We start from the raw sequence: 3,328 nt of genomic DNA, 5'->3' as shown, positions 1-3,328 counted from the left end.
GTCCGGCGGTACACCAACGCCACCGAGATTACCCAGCGCATGGTGGCGGAGCTGATTGACCATATCGACGTGTACCACGCTGAAAAGCAGGACGGCGTTACCACCCAGCACATCACCATCTATTATAACTGTATCGGCACTTTCTCTGTCCCTGACCGCCGGAAAATCCCGGCTGCGGAGATCACCATGGGGACGAGAAAAGTAGTAGCCGTCAGCTACTCCCCGGAGCGGATCGCTTGATATGGTTTTAGACAATAAAAATGCGGAGTGTCCTTCACAGGGTACTCAAACCCTATAAGGACACTCCGCATGGCAAACGCGCCCACTTTTGAACCTGTCGTTTTTTGAGGGGACGAGCTGGCTGACCTTCATTTGGCCTAAAGCTCCACATATTTTTTTGAACCGTCAAGTATTTCTTGGCAGTTGATTTGGAACGAGTTCACTATTATCGTATATACGTTGAATGTAGCGGGAAATCGTTTGCATTTGCACATTATATGAATCCGACATCATCAACTTTTTGAAATAATGCCAACAGAGTCTCTGGCATTCTTTTTGCAAAAGTCTTATGCCCTTCTTCGGAAAAATGTACTCCATCATAGGTCAGTCCGATTCCCCAATCCCGTGTGTTGGCAAAGCCTATATCCAGCAACTGAGCCAGCTCCCTATAGCAGTCGGTAAGCCGGCGGGACTCNTCGATAAGCCGTGTGTCCTGAATCCAGGCACCCAGCTCCATGGGAGGAGGGGCTGCCAGCAAGAGCTTCAGAGCTGCCGGAGTGTTTTCCCGCACAGCCGTCAAACATACTTCCATCCGTCTGGCGCAGACCNCAGCGGTGATTCCGGGCCTTTGGAGCAGATCATTGCTCCCCAGCATCATCACCAGGGCTTCTGCATTGGTACGAAGAAGAGTCTGCCATACTGCCGCAATTTCCCAATCCAGCCTGGGGATGGAGCGGCCATTTTCACCTTCGTTGAAAATCTCCCACCCCTCCGCTTTCAGCCGTCCCGTCCAGCGAACGGGCTCCGGGTAACGCCCGCCCAGATAAGACCGGGAGTCGTAACCGTAAGTATTGGAGTCGCCGAAGCACACGATCCGATGCCCCATAGAACATCACCACTCTCGTTTGATCTCAGCTTCCGCCACCTGATACCGATGGAGAAACTCCTGAAAATCCTGAGCGTTCCGGAGCAGCATCAGCTCCTCGAATCTGCCGCTGACGGTATCCTNAAAGCCCGCCCCCTGTTCTCCCGTGCAGATGCTGGAGCGGATAACGGGAATTTTTCCGGCCTTATCATAGTCGGTAGCGGGTGGCTTCCTGCGTTTACCGAATAACATCATGCCATCCGAAGTTGGATCGAGGGGAGTCCTCTCAGGAACTCCTCCGCATTGCGGTATAGGATTCCATCGGCAGAACCCCGAGAATCCCCAAGGTACAGGACATATTTGCCCACCAGCTTTCCAAATCGCTGTTCCGTAAGCACGCATTTCTCAGCGTCTCGCAGATGCCGGGCCTGTTCGGGCGTTATTTGGCGGCTGTGCTTGATTTCATACGCCGCGCAGCAGTTCTCTTCCCGGTCATAGACCAGCATATCAAATTCCCCGCTGGCGAACTGGAGCTTGCAGACCTTATACCGGCTGCTCAGAGCCTTGGAGGTTTCCAGCAGAATGATGTCTTCCAGCATCCGTCCTCGGACTTCTTCGAGGATTCGGCTGGTGATATTCTCCCGCTCCTTTTCACTCAGGCTGGCAAACAGCTCGTCCTTCATCAGAGCGTGGACAAGCGCCTGAGCCTGGCAGTAACGCATTCCTGGCTGGGTGAAGAGGACATGCTCTACCGGCTCACTGTCCGGCGCGATCGTTTCAATGGGGCAGTCAATGATAAGGTCCAATGCAGCGAGATATTCTTTGATTTCTGCCACATGAACTTTAGAAATTGGAACGAACTACATCGGACAAGGGCATAAAAGGATAATGGTCTGACGATATGCCCACCATCAGATTTTCCATTCAATTTGCAGCTTCTCGCNGGTGGCACGAATGACGGTAATCATCAAATCCACCACCTGCTGCTTGTCCTCAAAGCTGACGTTTTCCCAATCATCCAGGTAATTGGAAATCGTGTCAATCTGCTCCGGGGACACCGCCTCGGCGGTCAGTTTGGCAATCTCGCTGGCAAGGGCTTGACGGCGGCTGTCCAATTCCTCAATCTTGGCGTTGGCGTAGGAGATCAGCACCGGGGTCGCGCCTGTCAGCGTATCCAGCAGCTTTTCGATCTCACTCTCCACCTGGGCCAACTCCGTCTGCTTCGCCGTCAGCTTTGGACTGGCGGCTCTTTTCTTTTTGCGGCCCGTCAGCGTCTTGTAGTCCTCCAGCTTCCTCACCATCTGCTGGTAAACTACCGCCTCCAATTCCCGCATTTTGATAGTGCCACAGCCGGGGCAGGATTTGTTTTCAGCGTGTTTCGTACAGCGCAGATAGAGATACCCGCAGGAGTGGGCCGACATCAGAGCGTAACCGCAATTCCCGCATTTGATTTTCCCGGCCATCCACGAATGACGGGCTTTCCTCGCGGGCTGGTAGCTTTGGCTTGCCATAATTTTCTTTCGCACCCGAAGCCACAACTCGGACGGGATGAAACCCTCGCTGGGAGCCAACACCAACATCTGGCCTTGCAGATATTTGTGCTTGTTGTCGGTGTTGCCTNTGCTNCGATAGTAGTAACAGCCGTTTGTCCCCACGAAATCGGCGGCATCGTTGTAAATCTCCGTTCCCTGGATTTTGAAAAACTCGTAAATGTCCAAATCAGCCATTGCGTAAATTGGATTGCGGAGGATTAGGCTGATTGTTGACCTGGAAAACGGTTTTCCATAGAATGACCTCACGCCTTGGGCCGTAAGCTGGGTGGCGATGTCGTGGAGCGAAATGCGCGGGTCGATATACATATCGTACATCTTGCGAACGAACGCCGCCTCTGTCGGTTCAATCACAAGTTTCTTGGTGTGAATGCCGTCAATGATGATAGGCTCTGTCCGAAAACCGTAGGGCGCACGCCCACCCATTTTGAAACCGCGCTGACACCTGGCGTACCATGCGTCTTGCACCCGCTTTTGGATGGTTTCCCGCTCCAACTGTGCGAACACAATGCAGATGTTCAGCATCGCCCGGCCCATTGGCGTGGATGTGTCGAACTTCTCCGTGGAAGAAATAAATTCCACGTTGTACTCCTGGAATAACACCATCATGTTTGCGAAGTCCAGAATAGAACGGCTGATGCGGTCAAGTTTGTAAACGACTACCCTGGCGATCAGCCCGCGCTTGATGTCATCC

4 protein-coding genes are annotated in these 3,328 nt (G+C 53.0%); 1 reads left to right on the top strand and 3 read right to left on the bottom strand.

Features of this window, described 5'->3' with window-relative positions:
- Window positions 1–240 (top strand): DUF4368 domain-containing protein (locus tag JX325_RS13985; protein ID WP_204791702.1); only part of this gene is annotated, 240 nt, incomplete at its 5' end.
- A gap of 253 nt (window positions 241–493) precedes the next feature.
- On the opposite strand, the gene JX325_RS13980 is transcribed toward JX325_RS13985, so the two are convergent.
- From JX325_RS13980 to JX325_RS13965, 3 genes are all read right to left on the bottom strand, one after another.
- Window positions 494–1,105, bottom strand: coding sequence for a GDSL-type esterase/lipase family protein (locus JX325_RS13980; RefSeq protein WP_204791701.1), 612 nt, complete (start codon window positions 1,103–1,105; stop codon window positions 494–496).
- A 230-nt stretch (window positions 1,106–1,335) separates the two neighbouring features.
- Entirely contained in the window at window positions 1,336–1,920 is a 585-nt protein-coding gene (locus JX325_RS13970) for a hypothetical protein (RefSeq protein ID WP_204791700.1), read from the bottom strand.
- 75 nt (window positions 1,921–1,995) lie between these two features.
- Window positions 1,996–3,328 (bottom strand): recombinase family protein (locus tag JX325_RS13965; protein ID WP_204791699.1); only part of this gene is annotated, 1,333 nt, incomplete at its 5' end.

Origin of the sequence: Oscillibacter sp. CU971, from assembly GCF_905219725.1 — a bacterium.
Classification (GTDB): Bacteria; Bacillota; Clostridia; order Oscillospirales; family Oscillospiraceae; genus Oscillibacter.
This window is presented reverse-complemented; position numbering and strand designations above follow the sequence as displayed.